We start from the raw sequence: 15,176 nt of genomic DNA on the forward strand, positions 1-15,176 counted from the left end.
ATAGTATGAGGAAGTCATGAACTTCTAGACTAAATAATTTTACATAATTTATAAGTAGTTGTTAAAATTTATATAAAAAAAGCATCATTTGTAATGACTTAAAACGCATCATTTGTGTTAGTTACAATTTGTAATTACACACTTAAAAGAGTTTTGCCTACACGTTAACTAGTATTTTTTGAGTATCCCCTAAACTATGTCATTTTTGTACCGTTATACCCGAATTTATACTGAAAGTTATTTAGAAAGACTCCGTCTAATGTGTCAATATCGATTCATAATGCCATAACCTATGAATACAATTTTATCTTTTATATCGTCTAAAAAAATAATAACTGCATTTATGCTTTTATTTAGCATGTCTTTTTATGCGCAAATAGTTGTTAGTGATGTTTTTCCTACAAGAGTTACAAAAAGTAGTGTTGTTACTATTATTGGAGATCTTAGTTCTGGATTTACAAATTCTACAGATGTTTATCTTTATGGAATTTCTATTGGCTCAGTTGAAGCGACTCCAGATGGTTCGGAGTTAAGTTTTGAAATTACCTTAGATGGTACAGCTGATATTTCGAGCGAATTAAAAATAGGAGGATCAGCCGGACAAAATGTTTATATAGGCTCAGTCAGTACAGCGAATAAAGTGACTATCGATTATATAGGAGCTAAATTGAAAAGAAATGATTATAACACTGGTAGTCAATCTTTTAAACGCGTAGCCGACATTATTACGAATTGGAATTATAATGGTCAAGGTTATTGGAGATTTTCTACAAATTATACTTACGGCACTTCTAGTACATATCCAAATGATAGTCATGAATTATTGGCCTTTAAATATGATGGAGTTTATTATTCTACGGGAGTAGATGACGACCTTCTTGATAATATAATTGGATTTACTTACAGTAAGGAAGTTTTTAAAGCCTATTCTACAAACGGAATTACAGGGACTATTAATAACGGTGCCAATTTTATAGCTACTGGAGATTTAGTTGATGGGGTTGTTGGTGAGGGGACTACTATTTCATCATCTGATATTTTAGATTTAACTGTTTTTCAAGTAATGATTGATGGAATTAACGGCTTAGATTTAGGTACAGGTGTGACTAATTACAATAAATCAGCTTCCATTCGTTTTTTTAGTGGTAACGGACAGGTTGGTGCAATCTCAGATGGAGTTCCAGATTTAATAATTACTCAAATAGCCGATTCTGGTAGTTGGGATATTTATTATTATGCAGATGACAGAGGTAATGTTGTTGGAACACCTATAAAAATGTATTTGAATAACAGCACAAATAACTTAGGAAGATGGGCTTTAGATTTATACTCACTTCCTAGTGGTGCAGATATAAATACAGCAGTTCCACAATCTAGAACATTTGGAAATAATGAAACAAGGTTAATTAAAATTGTTGCTTTTAATTTAGAAGATTTCGATATATTAACTAGTGATGATATTGATTCTGTGAAAAATATTAATTCTGTTGCCGGAGGTTCTGCAGATATGGCTTTTATTGCTTACAACCAATCTGCTTTTGATATAAAAGCACCTATAGTAGAACCAATATTGCCTCAGTATGTTTGTCAAGCCGATGGAACAACGAGTATAACCTTTAGTGTCACTGCAGGTATAGATGATGGTTCTGGAGGTATAACAGATCCACCTGCTGGAGATGCTGATTTAGAGTTAAAGTATAAATGGAGAAAGTATAACTCAGCAATTAGTGGTGAAACAAGTGAAGATTTTACTATTTCAGGAGTAACAACTCCAGATTTAGCGACGTATAAAATAGAAATATCTAATGAGAATGGAGGTACTATAATATTACCAGTGACCTTAAGTGAAGGCGGTACGCCTTATTATTGGAATGGAACGGCTTGGAGTTCTCCGTATGGTGCAGTAGTAGAAAAAGAAAGAGGTCTAGTTTACACAGGTGATTATACCATAGCGGATGATTTAGTGGGTTGTGATTGTAGAGTAACCTCAGGTTCTGATGTTGTTATTCCTGTAGGATCAAAAATGGTTTTATATAATGAATTAACTGTTGAGCCAGAAATCGCAGAAGTAAAGGAATTAGATGAATTTGGTAATGATATAATTCTTGTGAATCATGTTCCTGAAGGAACCTTCACATTAGAAGACAATGCTAGTTTAGTACAGATTAATAATGTAATAAATAGTGGAGAAATTAAAGTAAAGCGAGCATTGGATGCAAGTGAAGTAAATGAATATGATTACGTGTATTGGGCATCTCCTGTTAAGGATTTTAATATTTCAGGGATCGCTAATTCACGAACTTATCAGTGGGTTGTAAATGCTTCAAATGATGATTCTGGTATTGGAAATTGGGAAGATGCCTCTGGAGAGATAATGACACCAGGTGAAGGTTATATCGCTAGAGTGACAAATGCTCAATTAGGTGGTTTTACAACTGAATTTTATGGAGAGCCTAATAATGGGCCTTTTAGTGTGGATGTTTTTAAATCAACGGGTTATACGTCTATGGATTATAATGATAGTAGTTGGAATTTAATAGGGAACCCTTATCCGTCGGCAATTGATGCAGAAACCTTCTTAACTGCTAATACTGATATTGAAGGACGTGTAGATATATGGACACATGATACAGGTCTGTTTGATGTTACAGGAGCAGACGATCCATTTTATGATGATTTTGGAGTCAATTACGGAAATCAGTATATTACGTTTAATAGTACAGGAACTTCAACACCAGATCCATCTAATACTTTTAATGGGAAAATTGCTTCAGGGCAAGCCTTTTTTGTAAGAGTAGATGATGATACAGCAGGTTCACCTTCTGTTGATTTTACTAATGCTATGCGTCATAATAACATAGTGGCTCATGATAATTCACAATTTCATAGAAATGGAGTGGATGATACAGGTATAGCTGAAGAAAAACAATTAGTATGGCTAAGCTTAGCTAATGAAGATAATCACGCTATGAGTACTTTAATTGGCTATGTTGACGGAGCAACAGATGAAAAAGATAGACTTTATGATGCTTACACTAATAATAACGGATTCAATTTATATTCTTTAATCTCTGAAGAAGAGAAATTAGTGATACAAGGGCTTCCGTTACCATTTAAAGATACTAATACGGTGCCTTTAGGTATGGAGTTGGTAAATAGTGGTATTTATTCTATTTCTATTGGTAATGTAAAAGGAAGTCTTTTTGAAACTCAAGAACAAGCTATTTACTTAGAAGATACATATTCTGGAGTGATTCATGATTTAAGAGTGTCTCCATATTCATTTACTGGTGAAGCAGGAGAGTTTAATGATCGTTTTATTCTTAGATATACAAATATAGATGCAACGCTTTCCATTGGTGATGCTGCTGTGTCTAACACTTTTATTTATGTGAAAAATGATATGTTAAATGTAAAATCTGATTCTAGTATAAGAGATATTAAAGTTTATGATATTAATGGAAGACAAGTAATCGCTTATACATTCACTGGACAGCGTAACACCGTTAGTGAAAACTTCCAGTTTTCTAAAGGAGTATATGTTGTTTCCATAACTTTAGACGGAAGCACTGTTGTGACAAAGAAGATAATTAACTAAAACGATTAGTTTAACTTATAAAAAAGACCTCTGTAAATTATTTACAGAGGTCTTTTTATATATAAATTTTAAGAAACAAAGTACTGGTTAGTAACCCACTTTTTCTCTCACACGCGTTAATACATTATTTGCAACAACCTTTGCTTTTTCCGCACCTTTGGCTAATGCAGCATCTACCTCTTCTAAATTATTCATGTAATAATGGTAACGCTCTCTTTGTTCAGAGAAACGTTCTACAACCAATTCATACAAAGCTTGTTTAGCATGTCCGTAACCGTAATTTCCATCTTCGTAATTAGCTTTCATATCTGCTATTTGGTCCTCAGAAGCTAATAAGCTATAAATAGCAAAACAGTTACAAGTTGCCCAATCTTTTGGTTCTTCAAGTGGCGTGCTGTCAGTTTCAATAGACATTATTTTTTTGCGTAGTTGCTTGTCTGGTAAAAATATATTGATAAAATTACCACGACTCTTACTCATCTTTTCACCATCAGTTCCTGGAATAAGCATGCCGCTTTCAAGTATTTTCCCTTCAGGTAAAACAAAAGCTTCTCCCATTTTAGCATGAAAACGAGACGCAACATCACGTGTCATTTCAATATGTTGTAATTGGTCTTTTCCAACCGGAATAATTTCAGCATCATACAATAAAATATCTGCAGCCATTAACATTGGGTATGTAAACAAACCAGAATTAACATCTTCTAAACGGTCTGCTTTATCTTTAAATCCATGTGCTAATGTTAAACGTTGGTAAGGAAAAAAACAGCTTAAATACCAAGATAACTCAGTTACTTGCGGAATATCACTTTGTCTATAAAATACTGTTTTTTCTATATCTAAACCAAAAGCAAGCCAGGTTGCAGCAACAGAATACGTATGGTTTTTTAATTCTTCAGCATTTTTTATTTGTGTTAATGTATGCAAATTTGCGATAAATAAAAACGATTCGTTTTTAGCATCATTTGCCATTTCAATAGCTGGTAAAATTGCACCTAAAATGTTTCCTAAATGAGGTGTTCCTGTACTTTGTACTCCTGTTAAAATTCTTGCCATAATCATTTCCCAATAATGGGGGAATATCTATAATTGTTAAACTAAAAAACAAAGGTAAATTTTTTAGCATAACTATAAGAAGTGATTTAATTTAATTAACTAGTTTTGGTGCTATGGCAATTATAAAGTATCCATTGTGGCTTTTATATCGTATTTGGTTCTACATTTTAGTAGCTATCCCGATTATTATAATGTTTCCTTTGTTGATTATCTCTATCTCTAGAGAAGAATGGTATCCTTACTTTTTTAAACTCGCACGTATTTGGTCTAAGTTTATTTTAATAGGAATGGGATTTGGGTATAAAATTAAAAGAGACCAGGCTTTAGATGCAAACAAAAGTTACATGTTTGTTGCTAACCATACTTCAATGGCAGATATTATGCTCATGTTAGTCGCTGTTAAAAATCCTTTTGTATTTGTGGGAAAGCAAGAATTATCAAAAATTCCTTTGTTTGGTTTCTTCTACAAACGAACCTGTATTTTAGTAGACAGAAGCAGTGCTAAAAGTAGACAAGCGGTATTTTTAAGAGCTCAAAAACGTTTAAAACAAGGCTCTAGTATTTGTATTTTTCCTGAGGGAGGTGTGCCAGAAGAACATGTTGTGTTAGATTCTTTTAAAGATGGAGCTTTCCGTTTGGCAATAAATCATCAAATTCCTGTGGTACCAATTACGTTTTATGATAATAAAAAACGATTTTCATATACATTCTTCAGTGGTAGTCCTGGGAAAATGAGAGCCAAAATTCATAAGTGTTTACCTACCGAAGGTTTAACTATAAAAGACACAAAGTCTCTTAATGATAAGGCAAGGACTTTGATTTTGAATGATTTAACGCTAAGTTTAGGTGCAAAAAAAAGCCACTCTAACCAAGAGTAGCTTTTGTCATCATTGCAGTCATCATAGCTTTTTGTTGCAATAACCTAACTTAACCTAACTTAACCTAAAACTTATAACTTAATCCTGTATATACACCAATAAAGAATGGTTTAAAATCTCCTGTGGTGTTATTGAATGTGTTTATTTGATATTTAAATGTTGGTTCAAGATTTAAATTCCATTGTTTAGAAAGACTGTAATCCATACCTAAGCCAAAATTGGCACTAAAACTAGTGTCGTTAATGTTATTAGCTTCTCCAATTAAAGTAGAAGATCCGTTGAGGTCGGCATAAATTTCATTTTCATTTAAAAACAACGTACTAAATCCACCAATAACATTAATTCCAAACTTCTGGTCTAGTAGTCTATATTCTATTTCTAGAGGGATTTCTATAAAGCCAAAGCGTTGGTCTATATCTCCCGCTAATTTGGTGTTAAATAATTCTGGTGTAGAAGATCTGTTTAACATATTAGAACTTATAAGTGACACATGTTGCACTCCGTCTTTAAATGAAATGTTGTTAAAAGAAGCATCTACTCCTCTGGCCACAGTTTCTGCACTTGTATAGGCAAATACATCTGAAGTGGTTTGATTAAGATTTACACGATTAACACCAGCTCTAACTTTTATTTTTTTTGAAACAGCGTAGCTTCCAGAAATACCATAGCTCATGTTAACATCTGCACTTTTAGAATTCTCATTAAATTGTTGGTCTAAAGAAGAACCTTTACCAAAAGAATTAAAATAAACAGGCGCAACATTTGGTGCAATGCTCCACCTGTTTAGGTCATCTTCTTTTTCTTCTTCATCTATAGTTTCATTATTTTCTGCAATAGCGTTTTCAATAGACTCTTGTTGTGGGTTTTCAATAATTGAAGTCTCAGGTTCTACGTTATTTGTTTTATTTAATGTAGAATTAGTAGTTTCCGAATTGTGTTTTTTAGAAGATCGATTTTCAGCGATAGTTGCTTTATTGTCTTCTATGTTCTTTTTAATCACAGACTTTCTCTCTATTTCAGATTTAAGTTGTGTTTTATTATTGGTTTTTAAAGTTGAATTAGATGTTTTTTGCGATGTAACTTTAGCGCTATTGTCTTGTTTAGGCGTAGATGTTAAATGACTTCGCTTTTGGGCTACGTTATTATTTTCCTGAACTTTAGATTTATTAGCGACAGCATTTGTTTTTTGATTCGAATTATTTGATGAGGTTAATGGGTTTGAAGAGGTCGCTTTTTGAAGGTTGTCATTTTTAGAATCGTTTAAATTTGATTTCTCTTCAGATTCTAAATTTGAATTAGCAATTTTTGAAGTCTTATAGTCAATAGAATTTAATTCGTTTTCGTTCTTTTTAGTTTTCGAGTTTTTGTTGTTCTTTTCTCCATTGTTTTCATTCGTCTTAGTATCTACAATTGGGAATTCTTGAAGAGTATCCTCATCAGAATTAAAAACAGAAATACCTACAGTTAATAATAGCGCGATAACAGCTGCTACACCGCCAATTTGCCACCAAAGTGCAATTACTCTGCGTTTCTTCTTTTTCTTAGGGAGACTTTCGTTTATACGATCCCAAATGGCATCGTTAGGTGCAACTTCAAAATCTTTAAACTTTTCTTGAAAAAGTCGATCTATATTTTTTTTATCGTTCATTATTTATAAACTACTTGAATTTTTGGCTGTATTATAAGCCTCTATTTTTTCTTTTAAAATCAGTCTTGCTCGCGACAAGTTAGATTTTGATGTTCCGGTTGAAATATGTATTAACTCACTAATTTCAACATGAGAATAACCATCTAAGACATATAAGTTAAATACCAATCGGTATCTATCTGGTAGTTCTTGTATGATTTTTAATAAATATTCAATACTAACATCGTCTTCATTAAAATTTACAGAAACGTCTTCAATATTATCTTCATTAATAATATCATAAACTCCAACATCTTTTCTGTAGCGTTGTAGTGCTGTATTTATTGTAATTCGTTTTAGCCAACCTTCAAAAGATCCTTTATTATTGTATTGTTCTATTTTATTAAAAATAGTTATAAATGCGTCATGCAGATTATCCTCTGCTTCTGCATAGTTTTTAGAGTACTTTAGACAAAGCGAAAATAATTTACTTGCATACTGCTTGTATAATTGGCTTTGAGCTTGAGCATCTTGTTTAATACAATTTTTTATGAGTTGATTTGAACTCACATGAATCTTGGTGTTAGTTAGTGATTAGTCTTTGAATTACATTCTATGATATTAATTATTCACTTTCAACAGGAACTTCTACCAATAGAAATTGATCTTCACCATTTTCATCTTCACCTTGGTAAAATTTGAAGACATAAGTTTCGTTTGATAGTACTATAAAATCAAAATGAACAGTGACTTCTTCAGCCTCTGCATCTTCTTCGCATGAATTATTGAGGTTTGTATATACTGTATTTACAACGGCAATAGTTCTTTGTTGATCATCGACTTCATATATAAAATCATTAAAATAATAACAACCATTTGGCTTAGTATACGTCATGTCTATTTGGTAGGTTTCTCCAAGAACAAAGCTTTCAGGGATTTCTACACTATCAATGGGTATCACTTCTAAATAGAAATTATTGTAATTGTCATCATCAATGCTACAAGATGTAAATAGAGCGATGAATATAAAGATTAAAAGGGCACTTTTTTTCATAATTAAAAATAATCAATTTCACTATATAGATGCTTTATGTGTAAAAGGGTTGCGTGTAAAACCAAAAAAAATCCTGATTTTATCAGGATTTTTTTAATTTTTTATTTTGAAGCTTTAATGAGATCTCTAACCTTCTCTTCTAGTTCATCCATGAGATCAGGATTATCTTTAATAATCATTTTTACGGCATCACGTCCTTGACCAAGTTTAGTATCTCCGTAGCTAAACCAAGATCCTGCTTTTTTAACAATTTCATGTTCTACAGCTAAATCTAATATTTCTCCTACTTTAGAAATACCTTGACCATACATAATATCAAATTCTGCCAATCTAAATGGTGGAGCCACTTTATTTTTAACCACTTTAACTCTAGTTTTGTTACCCATAACATTACTATCGCTATCTTTAATTTGTGTAGATCTTCTAATATCTAAACGTACAGAAGCGTAGAATTTTAAGGCATTACCACCAGTTGTTGTTTCAGGATTACCGAACATAACACCAATTTTTTCACGTAATTGGTTAATGAAGATTACTGTACAATTAGTTTTACTAATAGAAGCGGTTAATTTTCTAAGTGCTTGAGACATTAAACGTGCATGTAAGCCCATTTTAGAATCTCCCATTTCACCTTCAATTTCACTCTTAGGTGTTAAGGCAGCAACAGAATCAATAACTACAATATCAATAGCACCAGATCTTATTAAGTTATCAGCAATTTCTAATGCTTGCTCTCCATTATCTGGTTGAGAGATGATTAAATTATCAATATCAACGTTTAATTTTTCAGCATAAAAACGATCAAAAGCGTGCTCTGCATCAATAAATGCAGCAATACCACCTGCTTTTTGTGCTTCTGCAATGGCGTGAAGTGTTAAGGTTGTTTTACCAGAAGATTCTGGACCATATATTTCAATTACACGACCTCTAGGATAACCACCAACGCCTAAAGCAATATCTAAACCTAAAGAGCCAGAAGAAATAGCTTCTACATCTACTACAGCCTGATCGCTCATTTTCATTACTGTTCCTTTTCCGTAAGCCTTATCTAACTTGTCTAAAGTTAATTTTAAAGCTTTTAATTTTGCGTCTTTTTCACTACTCATATCTTCTTTGTTCTTAGAATTCTTCATTAATTATTCTTCAAAAATACCACTTATTTTAATTAATAACATTTCTCGTTTCAAATTACTACAAATGAAAGGAATGTTTTTTAATAGGGATATTATAAATTATTAATTTCGTTTTAGGTAAAAATTAAAATCAAGTTTATAACGCAACCGTTTAGCACTTTTTGCATCTACTCAATGAAAAAGGAACTAATTGCTATGAAATGCGCTACAAACAACTCTGAAGTTACTTTAGAGTTGAGTAGCGAATTTTATCTAAATGTTTTAGTTAAAATTAAATTGTTCTGATTTTAAAAAAGTTAGTAAAATATTTGGTGTTTCAGTTGTCGTATAGTATTCCTCAATAATTGTTAAGCCCATAAAGATTAACTTTTTAAGTTAAGTTGGTAAGTTAATCTAAGAGCATCTTGATCTTTCAAGGTGCTTTTTTTGTGTTTAGTTTTGAGGCATTTCACTAAAAATGATACCTTTGCAATTCAAAATATTCTTTAACCTTAAAATTAGTATAGCATGCAACTGTACAATAACTTAAGTGCTAAGGAAAGAGCAGAACTTATTGAACAAGCGGGAAAAGAACGCTTAACAATCTCTTTCTACAAGTACGCCAAAATTAATAATACCGAAATTTTTAGAAACCATCTTTATTTAGCTTGGGACAAGTTAGATGTCTTAGGAAGAATCTACGTGGCTAACGAAGGTATTAATGCTCAACTCTCTGTACCTGCAGAAAATTTTGAGCCTTTCAAAAAACATTTAGATACCATTTCTTTTTTAGAAAATGTAAGATTAAACATTGCCGTTGAGCATGATAATTTTGCCTTTTTAAAATTGAAAGTAAAAGTGCGTAAAAAAATAGTCGCAGACGGATTAAACGATGCGTCTTTTGATGTTACCAATAAAGGTGTTCACGTTAATGCAGAAAAATTTAACGAACTTATTGAAGATCCAAACACAGTTTTGGTAGATATGAGAAACCATTACGAAAGTGAAATCGGTCATTTTAAAAATGCGGTAACACCAGATGTAGATACCTTTAGAGAGTCTTTAGATTTAATTGAAGAAGATTTAAGAGAACACAAAGAAGACAAGAAACTAGTTATGTATTGTACTGGTGGAATCCGTTGCGAAAAAGCAAGTGCATACTACAAACATAAAGGCTTTAAAAATGTATTTCAGCTTGAAGGAGGTATTATTAATTACGTAAGACAAATTGAAGCTGAAGGCTTAGAAAACAAATTTCTAGGTAAAAACTTCGTATTCGATGAAAGACGTTCTGAAAGAATTTCAGATGATGTCATTGCCAATTGTCACCAATGTGGTAATCCTGCAGATATGCATACCAATTGTGCCAATGAAGCCTGTCATTTGTTATTTATTCAATGTGATGATTGTAAAGCAAAAATGGAAAATTGTTGTTCTACCAACTGTATGGAAATACACAATTTACCTTTTGAAGAGCAAAAAGCACTAAGAAAAGGACAAGGTAATAGTAACGATATTTTCAAAAAAGGACGTGCAGATCATTTACCTTTTAAAAAGGATTTACGAAATATTTTTGAAAGCTTTGAGCCAAAACAATAATAGCAAAATCGCTTAAATTGGTTTCTAAAACAACTATACTATAAGAAGTCCATAATTAATTTTATCTTTACTCATTAATTATTTACGAATCCTATATCTAGAATTTTTACGAATCTAGATTTAATATATAAAATTTTTATGGCTTGTAACAGTTGCGCAACTGGAGAAGATGGCCAACCAAAAGGATGCAAAAGCAATGGGACTTGTGGCACAGATAGCTGCAATAAACTTACTGTTTTTGATTGGTTAGCTAATATGTCACTTCCAAACGGACAAGAACCATTTATTGGTGTCGAGGTACGTTTTAAGAATGGCAGAAAACATTATTATAAAAACACTGAAAATCTTACACTAAGCATTGGAGATATTGTCGCTACACAGGCAAAATCCGGTCATGATATTGGTATGGTTACACTTACTGGAGAGCTAGTAAGAATACAAATGAAACGTAAAAAAGTAAATCTTGAAGATGCTGAAAACGTTTTAAAAATATACCGAAAAGCATCACAAAAAGACATTGATATTTGGTCTACAGCGAGAGACAAAGAAGAACCAATGAAGGTTAAAGCTCGTCAATTTGCTATTGATTTGAAACTGAAAATGAAAATTTCGGATATCGAATTTCAAGGAGACGGAAGTAAAGCTACATTTTATTACACTGCAGAAGAACGTGTAGATTTCAGAGAATTAATTAAACTTTTTGCTCGTGAGTTTAGAACGCGAATAGAGATGAAACAAGTTGGTTTTAGACAAGAAGCGGCAAGACTTGGAGGTATTGGTTCTTGTGGACGCGAATTGTGTTGTTCTACTTGGTTAACGGATTTTAGATCTGTAAGTACTTCAGCGGCACGCTATCAGCAATTGTCTTTAAATCCGTTAAAACTTGCAGGACAATGTGGTAAGTTAAAATGTTGTCTTAACTATGAGTTAGATTCATATCAAGATGCTTTAAAAGCGTTTCCAAGATCAGATGTAAAATTATATACAGAAAAAGGAAATGCAGTTTGCCAAAAGACGGATATTTTTAAGGGCTTAATGTGGTTTGCTTACGAAGGAGAATGGATGAATTGGCATATTATAACCACTAGTCAAGCCAATGAAATCATAGAGAAAAACAAGAAAAGAGAAAAAGTTGCAAGCCTTGAGGAATATGCTGCTGAGCATATCCAAGAGACTAAAGTTGAGTTTGAGAACGTTGTAGGTCAAGATAGTTTAACACGTTTCGATAGTCCAAAACCGAAAAACAAACGTAAAAACAATAAGAACAACAGAAATAACAAGAATAGAAACAACACTAATAAGACGAGCAGCAACAATACCAACAACAAAAACAAATCTCAAAATCGAAACCGTAATAACAAGCCAAAAGCAAAAACAAATACAAATGCTAAGAAAGACTAAAGGGTTATTTCTTGTAGTAATCTGTTGTTTTTTATTTACTAGTTGCGATTCAAATGCCGTTTTTGACACTTATAAATCGGTGCCAAATCAATGGCATAAAGATTCTATTGCAACTTTTAATTTTAAAGCACCAGATAGTACTAACGCGTACAATCTATTCGTTAATTTAAGAAATACTAATGCTTATAAGTTTAGTAATTTATTTCTTATTGTAGAGTTAAATTATCCTAATGGAAAGGTGGTAAAAGATACTTTAGAATATAAAATGGCAGCACCAAATGGTGAACTTTTAGGTACGGGGTTTTCAGATTTAAAAGAAAATAAATTGTGGTATAGAGGTTACAAAGAACCTTTTGTATTTAATGAAGAAGGCGATTACACAGTTAATATTCAGCATGCCATGAGAAATAACGGAGACGTTAATGGTGTAGAAAATTTAGAAGGAATAACAGATATTGGATTTCGAGTAGAAAGTACTCAAAAATAGTAAAAATGGCAAAAAAGAAGACAGCAAAATCTAAACCAGAAACTTTAGATTTTTCAAAATATGTGCGTTGGTTCTGGATCATCTTTTTAGGTGGTATCTCAGCGATGGTATTATTATTTCTATTCGCATCTTGGGGATTTTTAGGAGAAATGCCAGATTATACAAGACTAGAAAACCCAGATACAAATTTAGCTACTGAGGTTATTTCTTCAGATGGTGAAACTTTAGGTAAGTTTTATTTTAATGATAATAGAACACCTGTTAGTTTTGACGATTTATCTAAAAATTTGGTAGATGCTTTATTAGCTACTGAAGATGTGCGTTTCTATGATCATTCAGGTATAGATGCTAGAGGGACATTGAGAGCAATTAAAGGCTTAGGTAGAGATGGTGGAGCTAGTACAATTTCACAACAAGTTTCTCGTCAATTGTTTGTTGGTGTTGCTTCTAAAAATATAATTAGTAGATTAACTCAAAAGATAAAAGAATGGGTTATCGCTATACGTTTGGAGCGTCAATACACTAAGGACGAGATTATAACGATGTATTTTAATATCTATGATTTTGGTAATAATGGAGATGGTATCAGGTCTGCATCCCGTATTTATTTTGGTAAAGAACCAAAAGATTTAGATTTAAAAGAATCTGCAATGCTAGTTGGGATGTTTAAAAATTCATCTTTATATAACCCTATTCCTTCTAGAAATCCTGTTGGTGTTAGAAACAGACGTAATGTTGTTTTGGCACAAATGTTTAAGTATGACTATATTTCTGAACACGTAAAAGATTCACTACAAAAAACGGAGCTTGATTTAAACTTTACACCAGAAACGCATAGTCAAGGGACAGCTACTTATTTTAGAGAATATCTTAGAGGTTTCATGAAAGATTGGGCAAAAGACGAAAAGAACAGAAAACCTGATGGTAGTAAATATGATTTATACAGTGATGGACTAAAAATATATACCACTATAGATTCACGTATGCAGAAATATGCAGAAGAAGCTGTTGGAGCTCATATGCCAAGATTACAAGCGGAATTTGATAATCAAAACACACCAGAACGAAATAAAACAGCACCATTTTTAGAGCTTAGTAAGTCGGAAGTTGAGAAATTGCTTAATAATGGTATGAAGCGAGGTGAGCGTTGGAGAATCTTAAAAAAACAAGGAAAATCTGATAAAGAAATTGTTGCATCTTTTGACAAGCCAACACCAATGAAAGTCTTTAAATGGATAAATGGAAAAGCTGGTGAAGTAGATACGGTTATGAAACCTATGGATTCTATGCGTTATTACAAATCGTTTTTAAGAACAGGAATGATGTCTATGGATCCACTTACAGGTCATGTTAAAGCTTGGGTTGGAGGTATGAATTATAAGCACTTTCAATATGATATGGTAAAACAAGGCAAGCGTCAAGTTGGTTCAACATTTAAACCTTTTGTATATGCTACTGCTATAGATCAGTTACAGTTTTCGCCTTGTGATTCTTTTCCAAGAACACAAATTACTATTGAAGCCAATAAATTTGGAAACCCAGAGTCTTGGACAGTAAAAAATTCAGATGGAAGATATTCAGGTAAGCAAACGTTAAAAGATGCTTTAGCGAGTTCTACCAATACAGTGACTGCGCGTTTAATGAATGAGATTGGTCCTCAGCCAGTGGTTGAAATGGCTAAAAAATTAGGTATTACTTCAGAGATTTTACCTGTGCCAGCAATTGCATTGGGTACACCAGATATTAGTGTTTATGAAATGGTTGCAGCGTATTCTACGTTTGCAAACAAAGGGGTTTATAATAAACCTGTTATGGTAACGCGTATCGAGGATAAAAACGGTACTGTATTGTATCAGTTTGCACCAGAGAGTAAAGATGTGTTGAGTGAAGAAGTTGCTTATGTTACTGTAAACCTTATGGAAGGTGTAACAAAAGCAGGTTCAGGAGGTCGATTAAGAAGTAAAGGTGCTGATAAGTATAATAAAATGTATAGAGAAATAATGACAGGTTATCCTTATGAGCTAAAGAACCCTATTGCAGGTAAAACTGGAACCACACAAAATCAAAGTGATGGTTGGTTTATGGGTATGGTACCAAATTTAGTCACAGGTGTTTGGGTTGGAGCAGAAGATAGAGCTGCTCATTTTAGTTCAATTACTTATGGTCAGGGAGCTTCAATGTCTTTACCAATTTGGGGTTTATATATGAAAGCTTGTTATGCAGATGAAACTTTAAATATATCTAAAAGCGAATTTGATAAGCCTTCAAATTTAAATATCGATATTGATTGTGAAGCCAGAGACGAAGGTGATCTAGGTAGTGATGAAAACTCGGAAGATGCTGTAGAGTTTGATTTCTAAAAGC

At 32.6% G+C, this 15,176-nt stretch carries 11 protein-coding genes; 6 read left to right on the forward strand and 5 right to left on the reverse strand.

Translation table 11 applies throughout. The annotated features are described in order from the left end of the window. Positions 1–292: 292 nt before the first annotated feature. Entirely contained in the window at positions 293–3,598 is a 3,306-nt protein-coding gene (locus HM981_RS05495; protein WP_179337565.1) for a T9SS type A sorting domain-containing protein, read from the forward strand. An 87-nt stretch (positions 3,599–3,685) separates the two neighbouring features. Here the strand turns inward: HM981_RS05495 and trpS are convergent, their stop codons facing one another. Beyond that, positions 3,686–4,654, reverse strand: a complete 969-nt coding sequence (trpS, locus tag HM981_RS05500; RefSeq protein ID WP_179337566.1) for a tryptophan--tRNA ligase — start codon at positions 4,652–4,654, stop codon at positions 3,686–3,688. Between the two features lie 113 nt (positions 4,655–4,767). On the opposite strand from trpS, the gene HM981_RS05505 reads away from it, so the two are divergent. Beyond that, a complete protein-coding gene (locus HM981_RS05505; RefSeq protein WP_179337567.1) occupies positions 4,768–5,532 on the forward strand; it encodes a lysophospholipid acyltransferase family protein in 765 nt (254 codons plus the stop codon). Positions 5,533–5,596: 64 nt separating this feature from the next. Here the strand turns inward: HM981_RS05505 and HM981_RS05510 are convergent, their stop codons facing one another. The 4 genes from HM981_RS05510 to recA all read right to left on the reverse strand — a co-directional run bounded on the left by HM981_RS05510 (position 5,597) and on the right by recA (position 9,319). Next, a complete protein-coding gene (locus HM981_RS05510) occupies positions 5,597–7,180 on the reverse strand; it encodes a hypothetical protein (protein ID WP_179337568.1) in 1,584 nt (527 codons plus the stop codon). A gap of 3 nt (positions 7,181–7,183) precedes the next feature. Next, positions 7,184–7,729 (reverse strand): RNA polymerase sigma factor, encoded by a 546-nt coding sequence (locus tag HM981_RS05515; protein WP_179337569.1) that lies wholly within the window; start codon positions 7,727–7,729, stop codon positions 7,184–7,186. Between the two features lie 55 nt (positions 7,730–7,784). Beyond that, positions 7,785–8,213, reverse strand: coding sequence for a hypothetical protein (locus HM981_RS05520; RefSeq protein ID WP_179337570.1), 429 nt, complete (start codon positions 8,211–8,213; stop codon positions 7,785–7,787). A gap of 101 nt (positions 8,214–8,314) precedes the next feature. Continuing rightward, entirely contained in the window at positions 8,315–9,319 is a 1,005-nt protein-coding gene (gene recA, locus HM981_RS05525) for a recombinase RecA (RefSeq protein WP_179337691.1), read from the reverse strand. Between the two features lie 534 nt (positions 9,320–9,853). On the opposite strand from recA, the gene trhO reads away from it, so the two are divergent. The 4 genes from trhO (at position 9,854) to HM981_RS05545 (ending at position 15,172) form a co-directional block, all read left to right on the forward strand. Next, a complete protein-coding gene (trhO, locus tag HM981_RS05530; protein ID WP_179337571.1) occupies positions 9,854–10,924 on the forward strand; it encodes an oxygen-dependent tRNA uridine(34) hydroxylase TrhO in 1,071 nt (356 codons plus the stop codon). Positions 10,925–11,062: 138 nt separating this feature from the next. Then, positions 11,063–12,325 carry a PSP1 domain-containing protein gene (locus HM981_RS05535; RefSeq protein WP_179337572.1) on the forward strand — a complete coding sequence of 421 codons (1,263 nt, stop codon included), beginning with the start codon at positions 11,063–11,065 and terminating at the stop codon, positions 12,323–12,325. Continuing rightward, a complete protein-coding gene (locus tag HM981_RS05540) occupies positions 12,309–12,812 on the forward strand; it encodes a gliding motility lipoprotein GldH (RefSeq protein WP_179337573.1) in 504 nt (167 codons plus the stop codon). Before HM981_RS05535 ends, HM981_RS05540 begins: the two co-directional genes overlap by 17 nt. A gap of 5 nt (positions 12,813–12,817) precedes the next feature. Then, positions 12,818–15,172 (forward strand): penicillin-binding protein 1A, encoded by a 2,355-nt coding sequence (locus HM981_RS05545; RefSeq protein WP_179337574.1) that lies wholly within the window; start codon positions 12,818–12,820, stop codon positions 15,170–15,172. Positions 15,173–15,176: the final 4 nt, after the last annotated feature.

Source organism: Winogradskyella ludwigii (assembly GCF_013403985.1).
GTDB classification, from domain to species: domain Bacteria; phylum Bacteroidota; class Bacteroidia; order Flavobacteriales; family Flavobacteriaceae; genus Winogradskyella; species Winogradskyella ludwigii.